Genomic DNA, 22,882 nt, shown 5'->3' with positions numbered 1-22,882 from the left:
AATGCAGATTGAAATTCTTAAGTCAAAAATTCACCGAGTTCGAATTACTCAGGCAGAGCTTCACTATGTGGGCAGTATCACCATCGATGAGGATCTGATGAAGGCAGCCAACCTTATTGAGAATGAGAAAGTGCAGATCGTCAATATTAACAATGGTGAACGGCTTGAAACCTATGTCATTAAAGGGAAAGCCGGAAGTGGGGAGATTTGCCTCAATGGCCCGGCAGCCCGAAAGGCACAGGTAGGCGACATCGTAATAATCATTTCCTACTGTCACATGGATTTTGAGGAGGCAAAAACCTTTAGGCCCACACTCATCTTCCCTACCGACAATAACAAACTAATCAGTTGAGAAAAACCATCACCAGTGTTGCCCGATACGTTTTAACCCTTGCCCTTGCCTTCGCCCTCCTTTGGTGGCTTTTTAAGGATATTGACCTGGATGACTTCATGGCACGGCTTAGCAAAGTAGAATATGGCTGGGTGTACCTGTCTATTGGTATATCGTTTTTTGGTTATTGGATAAGGGCCTACAGATGGAACTTGCTGTTTAAATCCCTTGATGTATCGGTTAGTACATTCAGGCTGTTTTTGGCTGTCATGGTAGGCTATATGGCCAACATGGCCTTTCCCAGGATGGGGGAGGTTAGCCGGTGTGCTATCCTCAGACGAACAGACAACATTCCGATGTCTACCTCCATTGGCACAGTGGTTACAGAGAGGGGAGTTGATCTAATCTCTCTCTTATCGGTGCTGGCCGGGGCTATGCTTGTCGAGTTCGGGAAAATTTCATCTCTGTTAGGCGACATGATGGGCCGCCTTTGGTCCGGGCTTTCGGTGAGTCAGCTAACCATCACCATTGGAGTTATTGCTGCTGCGATTGTTCTCATCTACTGGCTGATCAAAAGGTTTCAAAAAATGCCGGCCTTCGCAAAGCTCAAGGAATTCCTTGTCAACCTGGGTCATGGTATCGGCAGCATAACTAAACTCAAGTCTCCTGCTCTTTTTATTCTCAGTACCGTGGCCATGTGGTTGAGTTACTTTTTCATGTCATATGTAATCGTCTTTTCTATGGAGGAGACTGCCTGGCTTGACTTAAAGGCAGGTCTTGTGCTCTTGGCCATGGGCGGAATTGGCATGGCTATGCCAGTTCAGGGTGGAATTGGCACATATCATGCCTTTGTGGCAGGAATTTTACTGTGGTATGGCATCGGAGAGCAAACAGGCGTATTTTTTGCTACACTGCTTCATACGTCACAGGTTGTAACCATCCTCGTGTTGGGAGGGGTATCGATTCTTGTGGCAGTGCTATTACCAGTAAAGAACCAAATTGAAAACAGCGTCGAAAATCAAAGATCGGAAGGCGGCCAGTAGCCAGGTTGCAAGTTGGCATGCCGAAGGGCTTTCAGTGGTGTTTACCAATGGATGCTTCGACATTCTGCACCTGGGCCATGTCGATTATCTTGAAAGGGCGAGGCAACTTGGCGACAAGCTGGTAGTGGCGCTGAATACTGATGCTTCGGTTCAGCGACTGAAAGGGCCTGAAAGGCCTATCGTGAATGAGGCATCCAGGGCCAGGGTAATGGCCGCTCTCGGGTTCGTTGATCTGGTGGTTTTTTTTGACGAGGAAACGCCGAAAGAGCTGATCGAAGCCCTTCAACCAAATATTTTAGTGAAAGGCGGTGACTACACTGTTGAAACTATTGTGGGTGCCGATTTTGTTTTGAAACACGGTGGAAAAGTTATTCCGCTCCCATTGATAGATGGGTATTCTACTACTACATTTGTGAATAAAATTAAGCTAAACGATAAAAACTTATGATGCTTCTTCTGATTGGTGTTGTTTTTATGATCATCAGCTGGTCGGTGAGTAACAAGCTGAAAAATAAATTTAAAAAGTACTCTCAGGTTGGGTTAGCTTCTAACCTTAGTGGCCGTGAAATTGCCGAAAAAATGCTGGCAGATCATGGTATATATGATGTGAAAGTTGTTTCGGTTGAAGGTCAGTTGACGGATCATTACAATCCGGCCAATAAAACCGTCAACCTGAGTCCAGAGGTATACCACGGCAGGTCTGCCGCTGCGGCTGCCGTAGCTGCCCACGAATGTGGCCATGCAGTGCAACACGCTACGGCCTATAGCTTCCTTGAGTTCAGATCGGCCATGGTGCCAGTGCAGAACGTTACTGCCAGGGTAATGAACATTATGTTCATGGCGATGTTGTTCGGAGCCTTTTTTATGAAGGGATTTGCTGAAACAGGTCTGCTGATAATTATTGGTTGCTATTTTGTATTTACCCTTTTTGCTTTCGTTACATTGCCTGTTGAGTTTGATGCAAGTAGCAGGGCGCTGGCCTGGATTGACCGGAAAGGCATAGTAACCTCGAAGGAACATGAAATGGCCAAAGATGCTTTGAAATGGGCTGCTATGACTTATGTGGTGGCTGCCTTGTCGGCGCTGGTTACGCTGTTTTACTTTATTCTGTCCTACCTGGGCATGAGCAGAGACTAGCAAAATATTTTAAATAAATGATGGGGACTTGGGCGTGGCTCAAGTCCTTTTTTGTTTATTTTTAGCTCATTCAATAACCCGCACATAACTTATGATGAAATTTGACTTGACTGAAGAGCAGCTGGCAGTAAGAGATGCCGCAAGAGATTTTGCACAGAATGAATTGCTTCCCGGGGTAATTGAGAGGGATGAGCATCAAAAATTTCCGGCGGAGCAGGTCAAAATGATGGGGGAGCTGGGGTTCATGGGCATGATGGTGGATCCAAAGTATGGCGGGAGCGGTATGGACACTGTGTCCTATGTGCTGGCCATGGAGGAGATATCGAAAGTGGATGCTTCAGCCTCCGTTTGCATGTCGGTGAACAATTCACTTGTGTGCTGGGGCCTCGAAAAATACGGGAGCGAGGAGCAGAAGCAGAAATACCTTACAAGATTAGCCAAGGGTGAGATCATCGGGGCATTTTGCCTGTCAGAGCCGGAAGCTGGTTCCGATGCCACCTCGCAACGAACCACTGCTGAGGACAAGGGCGACTACTACCTGCTTAACGGAACAAAGAACTGGATCACGAATGGAAACAGTGCATCTGTATACATTGTGATGGCGCAAACCGATGCTTCCAAGGCCCACAAAGGAATCAATGCGTTGATAGTGGAAAAGGGCATGGATGGCTTTGTTGTTGGGAAAAAGGAAAATAAGCTGGGCATCAGAGGATCCGATACCCATTCGCTGATGTTTCAAGATGTGAAGGTGCCAAAGGCAAATAGGATAGGCGACGATGGATTTGGCTTTTCATTTGCCATGAGCACGCTTAACGGCGGTAGAATTGGCATAGCTTCCCAGGCGCTCGGAATTGCCTCCGGGGCGATGGAGCTGTCAATTGCCTATGCGAAAGAACGCAAAGCTTTTGGGAAAAGCATCGCTGAGCACCAGGCCATTCAGTTCAAACTTGCTGACATGGCTACTGAAATTGAAGCTGCCAGGTTGCTTTGTCTCAGGGCGGCGCAATTAAAAGATCAGAAGGCAGATTTTAGTCAGGCAAGTGCGATGGCCAAACTTTTTGCATCCGATGTAGCTATGAAGACGACGGTGGAAGCAGTGCAGATTCATGGCGGTTACGGTTACGTGAAAGAGTACCATGTGGAGCGGCTTATGAGGGACGCAAAAATCACGCAGATTTACGAAGGGACGTCAGAAATTCAGAAAATTGTAATTTCCAGAGGGTTGCTCAAAAAATGAGTTCCTTTTTAATTCATATTTGAGCTAGGTATTTTGTTATTAAATCATATTTGTATTAGTTTTATACAAATTCATTGTTAATTTTTTCTATTGCCACCCGCTCTCGCAAATTGTAAGATTCATGGAAGAGTATAATAAAATTATTGAATCTCTTAGTATCAGATTTATTAAGGCACGCCACACCAATGTAATTCAATCTGTTACAGTAGAGAATTTTTATGACGTTGAAAACACCATTTTTTTGGTTCACAAGGGGGTTTTGAAGTTTGGTAAGGACAAAGAAGAGGTGAATGCCGGCGAGGTGCTTTTCGTGCCGGGCGGTAAAATGGCGTCTATTACTTATGGCTCAGGAAAGGCCATCAGCTTGTCTAATGACGACTTTTTGAACAACAAAGAGAAGTACCTGGAGAGCGTGAAGGGTTATAGCCAGGAGGAAGAAACGAGAGATAATTTTAGCTACATCACTTTCGAAGCAAAAGTATTTGACACAGTCAACTTTTTTGCTTCACTTGACATACCGCCGTTTGTGATGAAAGACCCTATGATGGGTGCTTTGATCCAGGACATTGTTGTTGAGCACTTTTCCGGAAAGCTGGGCAGGGATAGAATTGTGAAGCTTGAAACGGATAGATTGGTGGTGCAGGCCATCAGATATATCATTCAACACAACCTGTATGTGGAGCAGCTGGCTACCAATAGCAATTACTTCAAGGATCCTCGCCTGATAGATATCTTTGCCTATATCAAGGATAATCTGGGTGACGACCTTTCCAATAAGATTTTGGCCAATGTTGCCAATGTTTCGGAGGATTATGTGGGGCAGTACTTCAAAATGCTGACCGGCATTAACCCGCAGGACTACATCGAGTACCAGCGAATGGAAAAGGCAGTTAACCTTTTGCGAACCTCAAAGAAAAGCATTAGAGAAATAGGTAAGGATGTGGGATATAAAGACACGGCGTATTTTTGCCGTCGTTTCAAAATGATGTTTGGAATCCCTGCAGGTAAAATGCGAAGGAGAGAGTCTTTAATTAATGTTTAAAGGCTTTTGATTGAGGTGATGAATTCTTTCCGATACTTCAATCAATAGATTTGGGTTTTCCTCCACACTGTTGCCCAGAATAAGCATGTCGGCTCCAGCCTGAAGGGCCTGTATGGCCAAATGAACCGAGCTGATTCCCCCACCGACGATTAAAGGCACATTAATATTTTTCTTGACGGCAGTAATTACTTTGGGTGGAATAGGTGCCTCTGCCCCGCTGCCAGCGTCCATATAAATTGTTTGTAAGCCGAGCATTTCGCCGGCCATTGCTGTAGAAACAGCGATGCTTACCTTGTCCGTGGGAATGGGCGTGGTGTTGCTGATGTAGCTCGCAGCCGTAGCATGGCCGCTGTTCACCAGCATATACCCTACTGGTATTACTTCAAGGTGTGTTCTTTTTAAAATGGGTGCAGCTATTACATGCTGGCCTATCAGATACTCCGGGTTCCTTCCTGAGATCAAAGAAAGAAAAAGAATGGCGTCGGCATTGGAGTCTATTTGATAGTAGTTGCCTGGAAAAATGATCACCGGAATGCTGGAATTCGCTTTGATGAGCTGGATGATCTGGCTAAAATTATTCTTGGTCATCAGGCTGCCACCCACAAGAATATAGTCAACCTTATTTTCTACACACATGTTAATCACCCTGAGGCAAGCGCTGTTGTCCGACACCTTGTCAGGGTCAATTAATATGCCCAGGGAACGTTTACCTTCGTTGCTCTTCTGTGTCAGTTGACTCAGTAGGTGGTTCATTCGTCAGTATTCTTTTTTGAATATAATTTAAGCCAAATTGAAGTAAAACTCCCCAAAGAGCCGCCATGCTTTTATTGAGTGTCAATTTTAAAAATGATTTTGGCGGTTTTTCAACTAGTTCTACAGGCTGGTCAGGGCTTTTTTTTTAAGATCCTCTGTTCTGGAAGAGGATGTGATAAGTCTGGCTACCTGGTAGCCTGCAAAAAGGACGCCGCCAATAATCAGCCCGGTTTTCAGTGCCCGGGATACATTTTGCTCAACAGAGTCGGTTCCGGTTTGGAGTTTCTTTTTTGCCTTTCGCTCCATCTCCTCAAGTTGTTCCTTCCGTTTGGTAATTGCCGCTTTACTCATCTTCTTCAATTGATTTTTCTGTGAGGGCCTCCTTCTCTTTCATCGCTTTGGTGATCTGATTTTCAACAGCGTCCTTCAATTTGCCGGATTGGAGCAGATACACGAAAAAAAGCAACGCAAGAAGATAGAAGCACGTAACTGCGCCATACCCAAGGTAGGCACTGCTCCAAAGATAGTTTAAAAAAGTGCTCAGCGTAATACTTCCAAAAAACATGAAGAACATAAACACCGTGAGAATCAGAAACAGAGCTATCAGCTGAGCGAGAATTCCGGAGAGCTCTTCGATCATATTGAGTTTGACAAGCTCTATTTTTATCCGCACATATTCAGTGACGGAATCTATCAATTCATCTATTTTCAAAAACTTTGACAAAAATACCTCCTTTGGACTAAGTGTTCAAGGTATGAAACTTTGATCAAACGGTTAAGGTTCCTCGATAGGCTTTTTGTCTATTAGCTCCACGGGAGGAGAAGCTGTTTGTGTAAACGATCTATGCGCCAGAATGAGGCTGTAGGGAATAATGAAGAATGTGAGCAGTATGTAGGCAAATCCCACGATGCGATACCTCAGCGTAAATTTTCCAAGGAGCTCAGCCATTTTAACAGGAATCCTTCGGATGACAGGGAAGGGCAGGAATATCAGGACACCGATTAAGTTGAACAACAGGTGGGCAATTGCCACGGCAATGGCTTCTTCCGACTTGAACAGCGCTGCAATAATGGCAGTAATGGTTGTGCCAACATTGGCGCCCAGGATGAAGTTGAAGGCTTTTTGTACGGAGATTTTGCGGGTAGCCGCCAAAGGAACAATAAGAGAAGTGGTGATAGAACTCGACTGGATACCTGCCGTGAGAAGAGTTCCCCAGCCAAAGGCCTTAAGGGGATTGTTAAAAACAATATTTTCAAAATTCACCTTTGACTGACCAATAAGTCTCTTGTAGATGATATTCGACAGCAGCTTGATGCAGCCTATCAGCACCAAAAATGAAAGAGTGAGAAGAATAATGGGCTGCGATATCCAAAGACTTACCCAGTGGCTAATGGGGTCAAACAGCAACGTGTTGATATTAAATATTGGGCCGCTCTTCGAAAACAAATCGCCAGCGCTCAGAGAGGAGGCTATTTCACGGGAGAGGCGGGAAAGTAGGTGGTATTTGAGCTCTAGTGGAAAAAGAATGATGGTGGTAAGGATGTTGAAAATATCGTGCACTGCCCCAGCAGCAATGGCTTTCCTGAACTCATTTCTTTTTGTGATATAACCAAGCGATACAATTGACGACGTAATAGTAGTGCCAATATTGGCCCCCATGATAATGGGAACGGCATCCTCAAATGAGATTGAGCCAACAGCTACGGCCGCCACAATCATGGTGGTGCTTGACGAACTGCTTTGTATAAGCGCCGTGATCAGAAGGCCAATAAACAGGCCAACGAAGGGGTCAGAAGTGGCGGCCAGGATGGATTGGGCGGCAGTTTCAGTAAGCTGGTTGAAGGCCTGCCCCATCATATTGATGGAGAGGAGAAAGATGAAAACGGTGATGAGGACGTACCCGATATTACGGTACAGGTTTTTCGCAGAAGTCTGCTTTCCCTCGTCTATGTTTAAAACTTTCTTGACGGTCATCCAATTGAAGAGTTGTTGCCAGAAGAAGCAAGCCGCAAAGTTATCAAAAACTAATTGTTCAATCAGTTAGCGATATGAAACTATTGTTAATTCACCTTTTGCCAAAATAGCCAAACCGAGGCTGTAAGGGAATTTGCGAATGACCGGATTCGCCTATATTTTATTGAAAACAGTAAATGTCTGGGTGGAGATATTAGCTGTCATTCAAAATAGGTCGGTTTCAACCATTTTATCAGTGACTTTGCTCCCCACTTGAGCAAGGGAGCTTTAGCATCAATCTTTGTTATGTTAAGAAAATGTTATTAATATTTCTAAATTGTTAACTAAACGACTGTTTGTTAATATATAGTTATCAATTTCTTAACATTGCAGCTCTTCCTTATTGAAAGCAACTGACCTAAGATTCATGCAGAGAGTGACCAACATTGTGTTAGCCTTCTTATTAGCCTTCTCGTTCATTTTATCAGATACTGCCAAAGCACAGAACATCACCGAAAGCAAATTCGGAAGTGGAATTTCAGTAGTTGCCAGAGACTCTTCATTTTCGATGAAGTTTAGCACGAGGTTTCAGACCTTGTATGAGGGAGTACATGACCTGGAGGCAGATAAATACAGAGACAATTTATTGATAAGAAGAGCAAGGTTGAAGTTTGATGGGTTTGTTCATAACCCAAAAATTCAATATAAGATTGAGCTTGGCCTGAGTGGTAGCGACATTGGAAATAAGGACGTTGTATCTGAATCAAATTATGCGCCGTTGCAGATTCTCGATGCCCTGGTAAGATACAACTTCTATGGTAACTGGAGCTTGTGGTTTGGGCAAACAAAGCTTCCTGGCAACATAGAGAGGGTGATTTCTTCGCAAGCACTTCAGTTTGTTGACAGGAGTTTTCTCAATTCACGCTACAACCTAGATAGGGATAGAGGTGTGCAGCTACACTACAGTGGTAAGCTTATTAACCTGAAAGGTGCCGTCAGCATTGGGGAGGGTAGGAATATTTCCGAAGACAATGCGGGGGGGTATGACTATACGTTGAGGGCGGAGTGGTTTCCGTTCGGGCAGTTCAATAAAAAGGGAGACTATATTGGAAGCGATTTGAGCAGAGAGTCAATACCTAGGCTAATGCTTGGTGTCTCCTACGATTTGAACGACCATACTAACAGGGAAAGAGGTCAGTTGGGTAAAGTTTTAGGCGATACACGGACATTGGAGGCTGTGTTTGCTGATTTGCATTTCAAGTACCGTGGGTGGTCGTTGATGTCGGAATACGTTGTTAAACGAGCACCTGAAGGAGCTGTGGTTATGGATGGGGCATTTTATACTGGCACCGGCTTTAATGTTCAAACGGGATATTTACTCGAAAATAACTTCGAACTGGCGCTTAGATTTACAGAAGTGTTGCCAGCAAAGGAAACGATGAGAGCTGACGTTCATCAATACACTCTCGGCGTCTCAAAATATATTGTTGGCCATTCTCTTAAAATACAGTCGGACTTGACAAGGATAGAAATTGAAGGAGAGGATGGTTCAATAATGTACCGTGCGCAGGTTGAGGTCTCCTTTTAGCCTGATAGCTTTCATCGTCAATGGCTTTCAAGATTCAAAAGGATTTGCAAATATCATAAAATAAAAGCCTTAACACTTTCTTAACAGTGGTAACAAAAACTATATTTAGCTTTGCCGGAACTTTCAAATTAAGCATACACCTGCGATGTCGTCCAAACCGTCTGATAGTATCACTACACAAAAGCTAGGCAAAGGAGCTTTTAAGCTGTTTAGTGTGTCAAAAAAGGAGAGAAACTATCTTTATTTTTTGCTGGCCATTACGTTTGTCTGCGGCATGGTGTATCCCTATCAGGAGGTGGCTATGTGGGTTGCTTTTGCTTTGGCTGGCTATTCAGCTATTGCTAACGATAGTATTCAAACCATTGGCACTTTTATTTCTTCAAATTCCCATAGGAAGTGGTATCATCTGTGGCTTTTCATGGGACTGATTTTCCTTGTTACCGTTACTTATAGCTGGATTACCTATGGGGGCGACGTATCCTATCAGCGGTTGAACACAAAAGGCCTTGAGGTAGCACCTACATCCTTTAGCTTTCTTCAGGTTGCCGCTCCGGTAATCCTGCTGGTTCTTACAAGGCTTCGCATGCCAGTGTCTACTTCGATTCTGCTATTGAGCGCCTTTTCAACTAAAGCCAGCTCCATCGGAGGTATATTGTCTAAAAGCCTTGTTGGTTATGCCCTGGCTTTCGTCATTGCTATTATTGTATGGACGCTAACGGCACAGCTATTTGATAAATATGCCAAGAAAAAGCCAGCTCACTGGTGGGCACCGCTACAATGGCTTACCAGCGGAGCGCTGTGGTCCGTCTGGATCATGCAGGATGCTGCAAACATTGCGGTTGTCTTGCCAAGGGCGTTGAACACGGTAGAGTTTGTTGCATTTGCGTCATTTATATTTCTTGGGCTAGGCGTGTTGTTTTACCTCAAAGGGGATAAAATACAGTCGATTGTGGAAGAAAAGGCTGACATTACTGATGTGAGGGCGGCTACCATAGTCGATCTTGTTTATGCGTGCTTGCTCTACTACCTGAAGGTTGTCAATACGATTCCAATAAGTACGACATGGGTATTCATCGGACTTTTAGGGGGTCGTGAGTTGGCGATCAACTACATGAAGAAAAGCAAGTCAAGCCGCAGAAAGGGAATAAGAAAGAGCTTGAAGCTAATAGGTAAAGATGCCCTTTATGCGGGTATTGGCCTGGTGATTTCGATCCTCCTCGCTTTGTCAATCAACGACGACATGAGGAAGGAGTTTTTTGACCTGATTGGCTGGTAACTTTAAACAGCCAGCTCTTTCAAAGCCAGCCAGGTCATAAGCCCCACACCAAGCTCTAGAGCACTTTCATCTATATCGAACGTGGGAGTGTGGACGCCGGAAGTGATGCCCTCAGCTTCATTTCTGGTGCCAAGCCGATAGAAACATGAATCGACGTGGTGGGAGTAGAAGGCAAAATCTTCGGCAGCCATCCAGATATCCAGGTCCACAACTTTGTCTTTTCCCAAAAATTCTTCTGCCCATGATTTAGAACGATTGGTTAGTTCCTCATCATTGGCAAGAAACGGGTAACCTTTCATGATATTAAAGTCGCAGGTGGCGCCCATTGACTCGGCAATTCCTTCGGCCATCTTTTTCATCTTCGCATGGGCTTCCATTCTCCATTCCTCATTGAGCGTTCTGAACGTCCCCTTTAGTTTGACCTCAGATGGAATAACATTGGTAGCCCCTTTGCCCTCAATATCGCCAAAAGAAAGTACCGAGGGTATCTTTGGGCTGGCCATTCTACTGACCACTTGCTGCAATGCTGTGATTATGTAAGCTGTTACTACAATAGGGTCTACCAAAGTTTCAGGCATGGCTGCATGACCCCCTTGTCCTGTCACTGTCACATATATTTCGTCAGCGCTGGCCATGTACATGCCAGGGCGAAAGCCTACCGTGCCCGCAGGCAACAAGGGCATCACATGCTGACCGAAAAGACTTTTTGGAGAAGGGTTGGTAAGCACGCCCTCCTTGATCATTAAGCTGGCGCCACCCGGTAGTTTCTCTTCTCCCGGCTGAAAAATCAGCTTAACGGTTCCCTCAAATTCACCTTTCAGCTCACAGAGGATTTTGGCAACGCCGAGGAGCGAGGAGGTATGCACATCGTGGCCGCAGGCATGCATAACACCTTCGTTTGTCGACTTATAGGACGCAGCGCTCTGTTCCAGGATCGGCAAAGCGTCAATGTCGGCCCTCAAGGCAACAACTTTTTTGTCGGGATTATTCCCCTTTATGATAGCCACAGTGCCAGTGGTAGCCATTTCGTCGAGCTGGTCGATAGGAAGCTTTCGAAGGAATTCTCTGATGTAGCCTGCTGTGTTGTACTCCTCAAAAGACAGTTCAGGATTGGCATGCAGGTGTCTTCGTGCGCCAATAACCTCTTTCGAAAGCTGACCACTGAGCGTTTTGATTCTGTCTTTTAGATCCATTTATTCTACGGGTATTTTTTCAGGAAGGAGGAGTGCGTTGGGGAATACCTCCCGAACCTGCGCATATACCTGATTGGCCTCTAACCTGGAATAAAACTTCCCTATTTTTACCTTAAAGTTGGGCTGGACGTAAACAACCTGGGAGGGAATGTCCAGTCCGATCGAATGAAGCTGTGCCCTTGCATTATTAGCCTGGTCTCTGTTTGGGCCTGAATACACCTGAACCGTAAAGCCGTCAATTACTCTCTTCTGGAGGTTTTTTTCGGCTATAAACATAACGACACTGTCGAGTTCTTGGGTGATGTCGTATTGTGTCTTCAGTGGTTCTGAAGAAATCGGCGATTTGCTTGTTTCTGTAGGTTTAAGTGGGCTTTCGTCAGTGGTAATGACCGGATGTAAAATAGACAAGTCTTCAGAATAAGAGTCAGTGGTGCCAGAAGAGGGAACCACCTTTTTTGAACACCCATACAGGATAAAAACTCCAAGTGCTAAAGAAACGACTCTATTCATAGCTGGTTAGTCTTCAATATTGATCACAACGCATTTGTTATTATTCACATCCTGTTCCACTGTTTTGTACTTCACCCCTTCTTTTAAAGTTCCATCAGTGTACTGCACAGTCACCCGATCGTTTCTTCCAGCCACTTTTTGCGACTTCATTGGTTCTGGTCGGGTAACGGCAGGCCTAGAGCCAACTGGTTGTCCTTCTTTTCCTTCCAGCAAAGAACGTGATTCTTCCTTACTTTCTTTGTAGTCACTTTTTGTGCGGGTTTGACGAGCTTCTCTTACCTGACTTGGATCCTGGCTTGGTATATCGGCTTTGATAAGGAATGACATAGTTTCCTCATTTACCTTGGCAAGGAATACTTTGAACAATTCGAAGGCTTCGAATTTGTAGATCAAAAGTGGGTCTTTTTGCTCGTATACCGCATTTTGAACAGATTGCTTCAAATCGTCCATCTCACGAAGGTGCTCCTTCCAGGTTTGGTCGATGAGTGCCAGCGTGATCATTTTCTCCATGGCGGCCACCATCTCCTTACCCTCAGTATCCACCGCTTTCTTTAAGTTCACCACAATGCCGAGTTGCTTCTTCCCGTCCGTAAATGGCACGAGAATATCCACCACGGTGGCTCCTTTATTATCAAGGGTATGCTTAAGAACCGGAAGCGCTTTTTCTCTTATAGTGTTTTTTCGGGCTGTATAGTGTGCCAACACTTCGTCGTAAAGTCTTGCAGCAAGTGCATCGCTTTTGATACCGGCAAACTCGTCCTGACTGATACGCATATCGAGGCCAAAGGTGCTAAGAACATTCAGTCTAAAGCCATCATAGTCTTGAGAGGCAGTGGCTGATATGGCCAGATCCTCAGACGTATCGTACATCATGTTGAGGATGTCAAGCTGTAGTCTTTCACCGAACAAGGCATTCTTCCTTCTTGTATAGATGACCTCTCTCTGCGAGTTCATTACGTCATCATATTCCAGGAGGCGCTTACGCATGGCAAAGTTGTTCTCTTCTACCTTCTTCTGCGCTCTTTCAATCGACTTGGTAATCATCGAATGCTGGATTACTTCACCTTCTTCCAATCCCATTCTGTCCATCCACTTGGCAATTCTGTCTGAGCCGAACAAACGCATCAGGTTGTCTTCAAGAGACACAAAGAACTGCGAAGACCCAGGGTCACCTTGTCGGCCTGATCGGCCTCTCAACTGCCTGTCTACCCTTCTTGATTCGTGTCTTTCCGTTCCTACAATAGCTAAACCTCCAGCCTTTTTCGACTCTTCGGTCAGTTTTATGTCCGTACCACGTCCCGCCATGTTGGTGGCAATCGTCACGGTAGAAGGATGGCCTGCTTCCGCCACAATTTCTGCTTCCCGTTGGTGTTGCTTGGCATTCAGTACGTTGTGTTTAATCTTGCGGATATTAAGCATGCGGCTTAGTACCTCCGAAATTTCAACAGAAGTAGTACCCACCAGCACGGGTCTGCCTGCCTCAGTCAGCGCAACAATTTCATCGATAACAGCATTGAACTTCTCACGCATGGTCTTGTAGACCTTGTCTTCCATGTCTTTCCGGACGATTGGCCTGTTGGTCGGAATAACGACCACGTCAAGTTTGTAAATCTCCCAAAGTTCACCAGCTTCGGTTTCGGCAGTACCAGTCATACCTGCCAGCTTGTGGTACATTCTGAAGTAGTTCTGTAGCGTGATGGTCGCATAAGTCTGCGTGGCATCTTCCACCGTCACATTTTCCTTGGCTTCGATTGCCTGGTGAAGACCGTCTGAATAGCGACGACCTTCCATCATGCGGCCGGTTTGCTCATCCACAATCTTTACTTTCCCATCAATCACCACATACTCAGTGTCTTTTTCGAAGAGCGTGTAGGCTTTTAGCAACTGGTTGACGGTGTGGATGCGCTGCGCTTTAATTTGGTAGTCTTTGATAACCGACTCTTTCTTCTTTAGAATATCGATTTCAGCAAGAGAGGTGTCACCCTCAAGCTTGGCAATTTCCATCCCAATGTCAGGCATAATGAAAAAATTGGGATCTTCACCATCGCCGGTAATCATATCGACGCCTTTTTCAGTCAGCTCGATAGAGTTATTTTTTTCCTCAATGGTAAAAAGCAAAGGCTCATCTGCTTCCGGCATCATTCTTTGATTGTCAGCCAGGTAGATATTCTCCGTTTTTTGAAGAACATTTCTTATGCCTGTTTCACTGAGGTATTTGATCAAAGGCTTGTATTTGGGAAGCCCTCTGTGAGCCCTGAACAGTGACAAGCCGCCATCTGTCTCGTTGCCCTCAGCAATTTGTTTTTTGGCGTCATTCAAAAACTGTGAACATAGCTTGCGTTGAGATTCAACCAGCTTAAATATTCTGGGCTTCAGTTCGTAAAACTCATGCTCATCTCCCTTAGGTATAGGACCGGAAATGATAAGTGGTGTTCTTGCTTCATCCACAAGAACAGAGTCAACCTCATCCACCATGGCGTAGTGGTGTTCCCGCTGAACCAATTCCTCCGGGCTTCTGGCCATGTTGTCCCGCAGGTAGTCAAAGCCAAATTCGTTGTTGGTGCCGTAGGTAATGTCGGCGAGATAAGCGTTTCTCCTTTCCTGTGAGTTGGGTTGGTGCCGGTCAACACAGTCAACCGTCAGCCCATGAAACTGGAACAAGGGAGCGTTCCACTCTGAGTCACGCTTGGCCAGGTAGTCGTTTACTGTAACAATATGTACGCCTTTGCCTGCAAGGGCGTTCAGGTAGGCAGGCAAAGTAGCCACAAGGGTCTTTCCCTCACCGGTCGTCATTTCGGCAATTTTACCTGAGTGCAGTACAACACCACCAATGAGCTGCACATCGTAGTGCACCATGTTCCACTCTACCTCAGTGCCTGCAGCGAGCCATTTATTGGACCACTCGGCAGTGTCTCCAGTGATTTTTATGTGGGGCTTGGTAGCCGCCATCTGCTTATCCATGAGAGTGGCCTTCACCACCAGCTTCTTGTTCTCAGCAAGTCGCCTGGAGGTTTCCTTCACTACGGCAAAAGCTTCCGGCAGCAGTTTAAGCAGCGAATCTTCAATTTTCTTGTTCTTGTCTTTTTCGAGTTGATCTATTCTTTTGAATACGTCATCTTTCTGGTCAATATCCAAATCCGGTTCGTCGATTATCCTCTGATGCAAATCGTCAATTTCCTTCTGGATAGTGGCATTCCCCTCTTTGATGAACGCTTTGAACTGACTGGTTTTGTCTCTCAACTCATCGTCAGAAATACTCTTAAGTTTCTCAAATTCTTTTTTGATTTGCTCAACAAGCGGAAGGACTTCCTTAATATCTCGCTCTGATTTTGTTCCAAAAAGTTTGGCTACCCCTTTGGTGAATATATTCAACATTTCGTCGTTTTTTAAAACCTTAAAATTAACCGCTTTTTCCTAATCGATACTAATTGCCAAGGTGTTTCTTGACAGATTTACACATCAATGAGGCCTGAGTAAACGGGTGTGGCCGGGCCCTTCAGGAAAATATCACTAAAGCCACCCTCCTTAACCGCAAAACTGACCTCGAGGGTTCCGCCCAGGGTGTGAACTATTACCGGGCTTTTATATCCTTTGAGTGATGCGGCGAGCGAACAAGCTGTGACTCCAGTGCCGCACGACAGCGTTTCGCCTTCTACCCCTCTTTCATAAGTCCTCACAAAGATTGCATTGCCATCCTCTAACTCTACGAAGTTAACATTGGTACCCTTGGGGGCATAGGCCTCGCTAAAGCGAATAGCTTTTCCTTCCGGCACAACAGGGAAGTTTTTAACATCTTCATGGAAGGCAATATGGTGTGGGGATCCCGTATTGATGAAAACGCCGTCAGTAAGTTCTTCAACGCTGTCCACATCATAAAGCTGCACAGAAACAATGTCTTCTTTGATGGTCGCTTCATGAGGCCCGTCGGTAGACATAAAAGTAGTTCTGTTGGTGGCCATGCCAAGAGACTTCGCAAAGTGCACTGCGCACCTGCTACCGTTCCCGCACATGCTCTGCGAGCCGTCGGAATTGTAGTAGACCATTTCAAAGTCGTACTCGGGATGATTGCGTATCAGAATGAGTCCGTCTGCGCCGATGCCAAACCTGCGATGGCAAAGGGTTTCTATAACGGTCAGGTCATCAGGAAATTGGAGCTCCCTGTCATCGATGAGAATGAAGTCGTTACCTGTGCCCTGATATTTGTGAAAACGAATTTCCATAGCATAAAACTAATAGCAAGTAAACGAAAAAAGCCAACCCGAGAGTTGGCTTTTCAGCTATTTTATTTAATCCCTTAGGACATTTTTTCTTTGATCCTTGCGGCTTTTCCTTTTCTACCACGAAGGTAGTAAAGACGGGCTCTGCGAACTGATCCCTGACGAACCAATTCAACTTTCTCAACGCTTGGAGACATAATCGGGAAAATTCTTTCCACACCAATACCTGAAGATACTTTTCTTACAGTAAAGGTTTCCCCATTCGTGCTGATATTCTTACGTTGGATAACGGTACCCTGAAACTGCTGGATACGCTCTTTGTTACCTTCCGTGATCTTCACGTGTACATTTATAGTATCACCAGCCTTAAATGCGGGCAGTGAATTTCTCTTCTCCTGGTACTCTGCTTCAACTAGTTTTATCAACTCGCTCATGACTGTCTATTTAAGCCGTATTCTGAAACGGACTGCAAATATACGACTATGTTTTTAAAGACAAATAATACAATCAAATAAAAATCTTCTTTTGGCAGTTATTGTGCGGCAAGTGCTGGCTTATAGCTGTCAATATTCTCCTTGGTGATAATTTCGAGGGGCAGAAGGGCCTCTTTGGGTGGTGTGGTCTTAAACACCAGGTGATTGATAAGGTGGCTGATAGACAAGGCAGCTTGCTTGCTTGGGTTTTGATTAATCAGGAAGTTGATATACCCCTCTTTCAGAAATTGAAGGTTCTTTTCCAGTAAATCATAGCCAACAATTCTACAGCCATTTTTGCCGGTCGCTTTCATAAATTCCACCACCTGATAGGCTTTGGAGGTGCTTATGTAAACCCCGTGCAACTGGGGGTCGCTAAAGAGTTTCCTGAGATCCGTTTCGAAGGAGGTGTTCTCCGGGGCCTCAAGGTTGATAGTGTTTACCTCCACATTCAATCCCGACATCGAAGCTACATATTCTCTGAAGCCTTTTTCCTTGTCCAAAAGGTGGGCAGAATTTGGCAAATCCTCGTGAATATGTAGGATCGCCAGTTTTTTGCCAGTGGCCAGTCCGGGCGAAATCAGTTCAGCGGCCAGCCGCCCGCTTTGATACAGATCTTGCCCGATGAATGACAAGGGGTGTGGATGCTCAATATGAGTGTTGAACAATATGTAAGGCACCCCATTTTCATGAAATTTTTGGAAAAAGGGCAGCGCTTCCTTATAGAACAGTGGCGCAACTACCGCTCCGTCAGGGTTTGAAGCAATGGCCTTTTCAAACGCTTGATTGTAAGATTCTTTATTGTGGAGGTCGTAAAAGTAGTAGTCAATAACAAGCCCTTGCTGCTGCCATTCCTGCTCGCTTTGTTGCAGTCCTTCATGCGATTGCACCCAGAAAGCGTCAAGCTTGGGGTCGGGTAGCACGGCGGCGACCCTAAACGTCCTGTTGAGACCAAGGCTTCTGGCGATGAGGTTGGGCTTGTAGTCAATATGGTCAAGGATAGCATGAACTTTCTCAAGTGCCTTATCGGATACTTTGCCTCGCTTATGCAACACCCTGTCCACAGTGCCCACTGACACTCCGGCAAGGCGGGCGATATCTTTGATCCGTATATTTTTGTTTTCCATAAAAAATCGAGACCTCTAAATAATCAAAAAAATAAAAGATTGTCTGTATTAATATGGGATAATGTGTTTGCGGGCGAATGTCTACAGTAGATTTGGTCTTCGCTCTTTCGTTCGCTGCACCGACTGCTCGTGCCTCCAGTCGTCGATAAGTGCGTCGTTTCCTGACAGCAATACATCCGGCACTTTCATGCCTTTGTAGTCGGCTGGTCTGCTGTAAACCGGCGGTGCAATCAGGTCATCCTGAAAGGAGTCGGTAAGTGCGGAGGTTTCGTCGTTTAGCACGCAAGGAATAAGCCTGATCACTGCGTCGCACACAATGGCGGCAGCAAGTTCTCCGCCCGACAGCACAAAATCGCCAACGCTGATTTCTCTTGTTATCAGGTGCTGACGCACTCTTTCGTCAACTCCTTTATAATGCCCGCAGAGCAAAATCATGTTCCCTTTCATAGCCAGGCCGTTGGCCAACCTTTGGGTAAGCAGCTCCCCATCAGGACTCATATATATAACGTCGTCGTAGGTTCGTTCGGATTTGAGGGCCTGGATGCAGCGGTCGATGGGCTCTATTTGCAGCACCATGCCAGCTCCGCCGCCGTAAGCGTAGTCGTCAACAGTTTTATGTTTGTTGACAGCGTAATCTCTCAGGTTGTGCACTTTAACTTCCGTGAGGCCCTTGTCGATGGCTCTTTTGAGAATGCTGTGTTCAAAAGGGCTTTTGAGCAGCTCAGGTACACATGAAATAATGTCGAATCTTACCATGACTGCCTAAGAGTCTAAGTATATATCAAGCAAACCGGGTGGAAGCTGCAGGGTCACCGATTTCGCTTTTAAATCCACCGCTTTAATAATATCGTCGCTGATTGGCACAAGCACTTCCTTTCCCTGGCAATCGATGGCTAGCACGTCGTGCCCCGGAAAGTTAAGGATGTTTGATATGGTGCCCAATACTTTGCCCTCTTCAACTGCCTCAAGTCCTACCAGATTGTGGAAGAAATATTGCCCTTCCGAAAGTTCCGGCAGGCTGCTTTCTGGTAGGTAGACCTCCGTGCCGGCAAGCTTCTCAGCCGCATCCAACGACCTCACTTCGTCGAACCGAGCAATGGCCTTTTTGCCATTGAGTGACCAATGCTCTAAAAAAAAAGGAACCAATTCGTTGTTGATCAACAACAGAACTGATTCCAGATTTTTGTAATGCCCAGGGTCGTCCGAATCGATCCAAACCTGAACATCGCCCTTTGTGCCATGGGTTTTGGTGATTACCCCAAGCTGAAAGCAATCATCCAAATGCATAAGGACTACTCTTCTTTTTTCTCGTCTGCTTCAGGAGCGTCGGCCTTAGGGGCCTCTTCTGCCGGAGCTTCTGCTTTAGGAGCTTCCTCTGCAGCAGGTGCTTCAGCCACTGGAGCCTCTTCAACTGGTGCTTCAGCAGCAGGTGTTTCCTCTACCACTGGTGCTGTTTCAGTTACTTCAGCAGCAGGTGCTTCTACCGCAACCGCAGCCTCTTCTACTGCAGCTTCTTCGCTGGCTTCGGGCGCAGCAGCAACCTCAGCCTTCTTACGAATAGCTTCAGCTCTTGCCTGGCTCACCTTGGTTTCAGCAGCAAGACGTGATTTTCTTTCGTCTTCTTTCTTCTTAGCCAGAGACTCAACTTTGCCAGTCACTTTGGCATCTTGTTGATTCTTCCACTCTTCGAACTTGGCATCAGCCTGTTCTTGCGTAATGGCTCCTTTGTTCACACCAATCTGAAGGTGTTTTTTCAAAAGAATTCCCCTGTAAGAAAGCATGGCTCTAACGGTATCAGAAGGTTGCGCACCTTTCATAACCCAGTCAAATGCCTTTTCATCATTCAAAACAATTGTTGCCGGATTGGTATTTGGATTGTACGTTCCCAATTTCTCGATGAACTTACCATCCCGTGGCGAAGTACTGTTAGCCACAACCACATCAAACATTGCAAGTTTTTTACGTCCTCGACGTGATAACCTGATTTTAACTGCCATTTTTTGTTCGTTTTATTTAATCTCTTCCGGAACCCGTCCGGAAAATTGGATCGCAAAGATAGAGATTTTTTTGCAAAACCTACTCATTCGCAGCAATTTGATAGTGGCTTCAGGAGCGAAAAATGCGAGCAAAGTACGTTGCCCGCCAACGGGGCTTAAAAAAAGTGCCCTGGAGTAGAAATAACCAATATATTCGTTAAAGCGAATATGCGATTTTAATAGATTTAATGTATTATTTACCTTTACCTGAATAAACGTCACCCAACAACATGGATAAATATTCCTATATCGCTAACGCACACTCGTCCTACATCGATGAACTATACCAAAGTTACAAACAAGATCCTGAGTCAGTAGACATTACCTGGCAGAAATTTTTCGAGGGTTTTGAGTTCTCTCAATCGAAGTATGGCGAAAATGGTCATGCCGCGGCTGCCTCAGGAGGAGTGTCGGACAAAGAGATCGCCGTTAGCAACCTTATTCATGCCTACAGAACACGTGGCCACCTTAAATCTAAAACTAATCCGGTAAGGGAAAGGAAGGATCGGAAGGCCCTGCTTGACCTTAGCGACTTTGGGTTGTCGGAAGCGGATCTTGATGTTGAATTTCAGTCAGGGGCGGCGATTGGTATTGGGAAAGCGACGTTAAGGAAAATTGTAGAATCTCTTAAACAGATTTACGAAGGTGCTGTTGGCTTCGAATATATGTATATCAGGGAGCCGGATATTTTGGAGTGGTACAAGAAGAAGGTCGAATTCGACGCTTTGAACTTTAATCCTTCTATTGATGAGAAAAAAAGGATACTCAGGAAGCTGAACGAGGCAGTTGTTTTCGAGAATTTCCTTCACACAAAATATGTTGGGCAGAAGAGGTTCTCTCTCGAGGGCGGCGAAACAACAATAGCAGCACTTGACGCCATAATTAATAAAGGAGCTGAGCTGGGTGTGCAGGAAGTGATGATTGGCATGGCTCACCGGGGTAGGCTGAACGTGCTGGCCAATATCATGGGGAAAACCTATGAGCAGATATTCAATGAGTTTGAAGGGAATGCAGCCACCGACCAGACCATGGGCGATGGTGATGTAAAATACCATATGGGCTACTCCAGCCAGATAGTAACTCCATCAGGTAATACAGTAGATCTAAGGTTGGCGCCCAACCCATCTCACCTTGAGGCGGTTGATCCGTTAGTGGAAGGGTTTCTGAGAGCAAAGGTCGACCGGGAATTCAAAAACGATGCGACCAAGGTGCTTCCTATCCTTATTCATGGAGATGCGGCGGTGGCTGGTCAGGGTATAGTATACGAAGTGGTTCAAATGAGTAAGCTGGATGGTTATACCACAGGCGGCACTATTCACTTTGTTATCAATAACCAGGTAGGCTTTACGACAGACTTTGACGACGCCAGGTCCAGTATCTACTGTACGGATGTGGCTAAAGTAATCGACTCGCCAGTGCTTCACGTAAATGGTGATCAGCCGGAGGCAGTTATTTTCTGTGTTAATCTGGCAGTGGAGTTCAGACAGAAATTCCAGAGAGACGTGTTTATTGACATGGTGTGCTACCGTCGGCACGGGCACAACGAAAGTGATGAGCCAAAGTTCACCCAGCCATCACTCTATAATATTATATCAAAACATCCTAACCCACGAGAGGTGTACAACAAGCACCTGATAGAAAGAGGAGATGTAGATGCGCAACTGGCTGACAAAATGGATTCGGAGTTCAGAGACCTTTTGCAGGACAGACTCAACATGGTGAAGCAAAAGCCACTCCCTTATCAGTACTCCCCGATGGAAAAAGAGTGGCAGGAGTTGAGGATTTCAAAACCTGATGATTTTGAAAATCCGCCTAAAACTTCTGTTGATCAAAAAGTAATCGATAAAGTAGGCAAGGCCCTCACAACTATTCCAAAGGGCTTCAAGCCACTGAAGCAGATTGACAAAGTGCTGAAGCAACGCACCGAGATGATTTTCGAAGATAAGTCGGTCAACTGGGCAACTGCTGAACTACTGGCTTATGGGTCGCTGCTTCTTGAGAAAAAGATTGTCAGAATGACTGGCCAGGATGTGCAAAGGGGCACTTTTTCTCACAGGCACTCTGTGTTGCGTGACAGTGTCACTAATAAGCCCCACAATAGTTTGGATCACATTGAGGAAGGTCAGGAAAAGTTCAGAATTTTCAACTCATTGCTTTCAGAGTTTGGTGTGCTGGGCTTTGAGTTTGGTTATGCCATGGCCAATCCAAATGCGCTGGTTATTTGGGAGGCTCAGTTTGGTGACTTTGCTAACGGCGCCCAGGTAATGACCGATCAGTTTATTGTGCCGTCGTATACCAAGTGGCAGCGAATGAACGGCCTTGTGCTGTTATTGCCACATGGCTATGAGGGGCAGGGCCCGGAACATTCCAACGCCCGCCCGGAAAGATTCCTGCAGATGTGCTCAGGCAACAACATGTTCTTCTGTAACCTGACTACACCTGCCAATTTCTTCCACATGCTCCGCCGTCAGCTGGTGATGCCGTTCCGCATGCCAGCCGTGCTAATGTCTCCAAAGTCTTTGTTCCGTCATCCGCTAGTGATGTCGCCGATAAGCGACTTGACCGATGGTAGTTTCCAGGAAGTGATTGGCGACACAGAGGTAAAAGCAAAGGATGTTAAAAAGCTTATCCTGTGCACTGGCAAGATTTATTTTGACTTACTGGATGAACGCCAGAAAAGTAATAGAAAGGACGTTGCGCTTGTTCGTGTGGAGCAGCTTCATCCTTTCCCGAGAAAGAAAATCCTCGCAGAAATCAATAAATACAAAGGAGCCAAACTCGTGTGGGCCCAGGAGGAACCCGAAAATATGGGTGCATGGACCTTCTTGTTAAGGATGTTCCCTGAAGTGAGAATGGAATTGGTTTCAAGAAAAGCAGCAGCCTCTCCTGCCACTGGCTACTACAAACTGCACAACAAAGAGCAGGAAGAGATTGTACAAAAAGCATTTGCATAATTAAACCCTAA

The 22,882-nt window shown here is 45.6% G+C and carries 22 protein-coding genes; 9 read left to right on the top strand and 13 right to left on the bottom strand.

Annotation, left to right across the window (positions count from 1 at the left end):
• Position 1: 1 nt before the first annotated feature.
• The 6 genes from panD to AAC052_RS25640 all read left to right on the top strand — a co-directional run bounded on the left by panD (position 2) and on the right by AAC052_RS25640 (position 4,790).
• A complete protein-coding gene (gene panD, locus AAC052_RS25665) occupies positions 2-352 on the top strand; it encodes an aspartate 1-decarboxylase (RefSeq protein ID WP_339816025.1) in 351 nt (116 codons plus the stop codon).
• Positions 349-1,374: a lysylphosphatidylglycerol synthase transmembrane domain-containing protein gene (locus tag AAC052_RS25660; protein ID WP_339816024.1), complete on the top strand. Its 1,026-nt coding sequence runs from the start codon at positions 349-351 to the stop codon at positions 1,372-1,374. Before panD ends, AAC052_RS25660 begins: the two co-directional genes overlap by 4 nt.
• Positions 1,349-1,822 carry a D-glycero-beta-D-manno-heptose 1-phosphate adenylyltransferase gene (gene rfaE2 / locus AAC052_RS25655; protein WP_339816032.1) on the top strand — a complete coding sequence of 158 codons (474 nt, stop codon included), beginning with the start codon at positions 1,349-1,351 and terminating at the stop codon, positions 1,820-1,822. The genes AAC052_RS25660 and rfaE2 overlap by 26 nt, the downstream gene beginning before the upstream one ends.
• On the top strand, positions 1,822-2,511 hold the full coding sequence (locus AAC052_RS25650) for a zinc metallopeptidase (protein ID WP_317492393.1): 690 nt from the start codon (positions 1,822-1,824) through the stop codon (positions 2,509-2,511). Before rfaE2 ends, AAC052_RS25650 begins: the two co-directional genes overlap by 1 nt.
• A 94-nt stretch (positions 2,512-2,605) precedes the next feature.
• A complete protein-coding gene (locus AAC052_RS25645) occupies positions 2,606-3,748 on the top strand; it encodes an acyl-CoA dehydrogenase (protein ID WP_317492394.1) in 1,143 nt (380 codons plus the stop codon).
• A gap of 121 nt (positions 3,749-3,869) precedes the next feature.
• Positions 3,870-4,790 carry an AraC family transcriptional regulator gene (locus AAC052_RS25640; protein ID WP_317489436.1) on the top strand — a complete coding sequence of 307 codons (921 nt, stop codon included), beginning with the start codon at positions 3,870-3,872 and terminating at the stop codon, positions 4,788-4,790.
• Here AAC052_RS25640 and AAC052_RS25635 read toward each other — a convergent pair.
• The 4 genes from AAC052_RS25635 to AAC052_RS25620 all read right to left on the bottom strand — a co-directional run bounded on the left by AAC052_RS25635 (position 4,776) and on the right by AAC052_RS25620 (position 7,518).
• On the bottom strand, positions 4,776-5,543 hold the full coding sequence (locus tag AAC052_RS25635) for a geranylgeranylglyceryl/heptaprenylglyceryl phosphate synthase (RefSeq protein ID WP_339784777.1): 768 nt from the start codon (positions 5,541-5,543) through the stop codon (positions 4,776-4,778). The two genes, AAC052_RS25640 and AAC052_RS25635, sit on opposite strands and share 15 nt — an antisense overlap.
• A 120-nt stretch (positions 5,544-5,663) precedes the next feature.
• Positions 5,664-5,894 (bottom strand): hypothetical protein, encoded by a 231-nt coding sequence (locus tag AAC052_RS25630; protein ID WP_339816023.1) that lies wholly within the window; start codon positions 5,892-5,894, stop codon positions 5,664-5,666.
• The gene (locus tag AAC052_RS25625) at positions 5,887-6,267 is read right to left on the bottom strand and encodes a phage holin family protein (protein ID WP_339816022.1); all 381 of its coding nucleotides are present in this window, start codon (positions 6,265-6,267) and stop codon (positions 5,887-5,889) included. The genes AAC052_RS25630 and AAC052_RS25625 overlap by 8 nt, the downstream gene beginning before the upstream one ends.
• A gap of 51 nt (positions 6,268-6,318) precedes the next feature.
• Complete coding sequence (locus tag AAC052_RS25620; protein ID WP_317489440.1) at positions 6,319-7,518, bottom strand: Na/Pi symporter; 1,200 nt, start codon at positions 7,516-7,518, stop codon at positions 6,319-6,321.
• Between the two features lie 406 nt (positions 7,519-7,924).
• On the opposite strand from AAC052_RS25620, the gene AAC052_RS25615 reads away from it, so the two are divergent.
• Positions 7,925-9,085 (top strand): porin, encoded by a 1,161-nt coding sequence (locus AAC052_RS25615; RefSeq protein WP_317489441.1) that lies wholly within the window; start codon positions 7,925-7,927, stop codon positions 9,083-9,085.
• 145 nt (positions 9,086-9,230) lie between these two features.
• A complete protein-coding gene (locus AAC052_RS25610; protein WP_317489442.1) occupies positions 9,231-10,361 on the top strand; it encodes a hypothetical protein in 1,131 nt (376 codons plus the stop codon).
• 2 nt (positions 10,362-10,363) lie between these two features.
• On the opposite strand, the gene AAC052_RS25605 is transcribed toward AAC052_RS25610, so the two are convergent.
• The 9 genes from AAC052_RS25605 to AAC052_RS25565 all read right to left on the bottom strand — a co-directional run bounded on the left by AAC052_RS25605 (position 10,364) and on the right by AAC052_RS25565 (position 19,878).
• Entirely contained in the window at positions 10,364-11,554 is a 1,191-nt protein-coding gene (locus tag AAC052_RS25605) for a M20 family metallopeptidase (protein WP_339816021.1), read from the bottom strand.
• Positions 11,555-12,064 carry an SPOR domain-containing protein gene (locus AAC052_RS25600; RefSeq protein WP_339816020.1) on the bottom strand — a complete coding sequence of 170 codons (510 nt, stop codon included), beginning with the start codon at positions 12,062-12,064 and terminating at the stop codon, positions 11,555-11,557. It lies immediately after the preceding gene.
• Positions 12,065-12,070: 6 nt separating this feature from the next.
• Positions 12,071-15,439, bottom strand: a complete 3,369-nt coding sequence (gene secA / locus AAC052_RS25595; RefSeq protein WP_339816019.1) for a preprotein translocase subunit SecA — start codon at positions 15,437-15,439, stop codon at positions 12,071-12,073.
• Positions 15,440-15,516: 77 nt separating this feature from the next.
• Entirely contained in the window at positions 15,517-16,284 is a 768-nt protein-coding gene (gene dapF, locus AAC052_RS25590) for a diaminopimelate epimerase (RefSeq protein WP_339816018.1), read from the bottom strand.
• Between the two features lie 74 nt (positions 16,285-16,358).
• The gene (gene rplS, locus AAC052_RS25585; RefSeq protein ID WP_151996269.1) at positions 16,359-16,715 is read right to left on the bottom strand and encodes a 50S ribosomal protein L19; all 357 of its coding nucleotides are present in this window, start codon (positions 16,713-16,715) and stop codon (positions 16,359-16,361) included.
• Positions 16,716-16,813: 98 nt separating this feature from the next.
• Positions 16,814-17,881: a LacI family DNA-binding transcriptional regulator gene (locus AAC052_RS25580; RefSeq protein WP_339816017.1), complete on the bottom strand. Its 1,068-nt coding sequence runs from the start codon at positions 17,879-17,881 to the stop codon at positions 16,814-16,816.
• Positions 17,882-17,962: 81 nt separating this feature from the next.
• Complete coding sequence (trmD, locus tag AAC052_RS25575) at positions 17,963-18,637, bottom strand: tRNA (guanosine(37)-N1)-methyltransferase TrmD (RefSeq protein WP_339816016.1); 675 nt, start codon at positions 18,635-18,637, stop codon at positions 17,963-17,965.
• A gap of 6 nt (positions 18,638-18,643) precedes the next feature.
• Positions 18,644-19,168, bottom strand: a complete 525-nt coding sequence (gene rimM, locus AAC052_RS25570; RefSeq protein WP_339816015.1) for a ribosome maturation factor RimM — start codon at positions 19,166-19,168, stop codon at positions 18,644-18,646.
• 5 nt (positions 19,169-19,173) lie between these two features.
• Entirely contained in the window at positions 19,174-19,878 is a 705-nt protein-coding gene (locus tag AAC052_RS25565; protein ID WP_339816014.1) for a 30S ribosomal protein S16, read from the bottom strand.
• Between the two features lie 269 nt (positions 19,879-20,147).
• Between AAC052_RS25565 and AAC052_RS25560 the strand changes: the two genes are divergently transcribed.
• On the top strand, positions 20,148-22,871 hold the full coding sequence (locus AAC052_RS25560; RefSeq protein ID WP_317489451.1) for a 2-oxoglutarate dehydrogenase E1 component: 2,724 nt from the start codon (positions 20,148-20,150) through the stop codon (positions 22,869-22,871).
• Positions 22,872-22,882: the final 11 nt, after the last annotated feature.

The organism is uncultured Imperialibacter sp., from assembly GCF_963974565.1.
GTDB lineage: Bacteria > Bacteroidota > Bacteroidia > Cytophagales > Cyclobacteriaceae > Imperialibacter > Imperialibacter roseus.
The sequence above is the reverse complement of the archived record's forward strand: the minus strand, read 5'-3'. Positions and strand labels throughout refer to the sequence as shown.